The organism is Merdimonas faecis, assembly GCF_001754075.1.
Taxonomy (GTDB): Bacteria; Bacillota; Clostridia; order Lachnospirales; family Lachnospiraceae; genus Merdimonas; species Merdimonas faecis.
Window position 1 is genome coordinate 1 of sequence record NZ_MIEH01000054.1, and the last position, 797, is coordinate 797.

Sequence of the window (797 nt, forward strand, 5' to 3'; positions counted from 1 at the left end):
AATCACCTTACCACGCACAGCGAATTACGGTCATCTTGAGGTTCCCCGCCCGAAACAGGACGTGGTCCCCATTGACATTGTTCCGGATCACATTCCGGAGCAGCATACAGCATCACAGATGCTAAACTCGTACCTTGACAATTCGCATACGATTGAAGTTGCTATAAAGAACATCACGATCCGCATCAGCAATGATGCAGATCCTGTCCTGTTCACCAGGACATTTCGTCTGCTTCAGGAGCTCTCATGTTAGGTGACATCTCCGGACTTGAGAAGATCTACATTGTCTGCGGCTATACGGATATGCGGAAATCCATTGACGGACTCTGCGCCGTTATCGAAGACCAGCTTAAGATGGATCCGTCGTCCAGTGCTCTCTTCCTTTTCTGTGGAAGAAGACGGGACAGGATCAAAGCTTTGTTCCGTGAACCGGATGGCTTTGTTCTGATCTACAAGCGGTTGTCTGTTCACGGCGGATATCAATGGCCCAGGAAGCAGTCGGAGGTTCGTAACCTTTCCTGGCGGGAGTTTGACTGGCTGATGTCGGGGATCGATATCGATCAGCCCAAAGCCCTCAAAGCAGAGTGAAAAGCATCTGGATTTTTCAAAAAATCCTGTACAGAAAAATCCGGAAATTCCCTGTAGATTCGGCATTTTCAGGAGCCATTTCCCTTTAGTAAAAACCCCGTTTCTGGTATAATAAAGGTATCAAATCCGAGGAGAAAAACGATGGCTTCCAGTGCGAAAGATATCCAGCTTCGAGAGCTGAAAGATACAGTATCACAACTGAAAACAAT

1 protein-coding gene and 1 pseudogene are annotated in these 797 nt (G+C 47.3%); both read left to right on the forward strand.

The features are described from left to right. A pseudogene (locus tag BKD12_RS16145) lies at positions 1–253 on the forward strand (hypothetical protein); the annotation flags it as partial. Then, positions 247–588: an IS66 family insertion sequence element accessory protein TnpB gene (gene tnpB / locus BKD12_RS16150; protein ID WP_070090327.1), complete on the forward strand. Its 342-nt coding sequence runs from the start codon at positions 247–249 to the stop codon at positions 586–588. The pseudogene BKD12_RS16145 and the gene tnpB, both read left to right, overlap by 7 nt. Positions 589–797 lie beyond the last annotated feature (209 nt).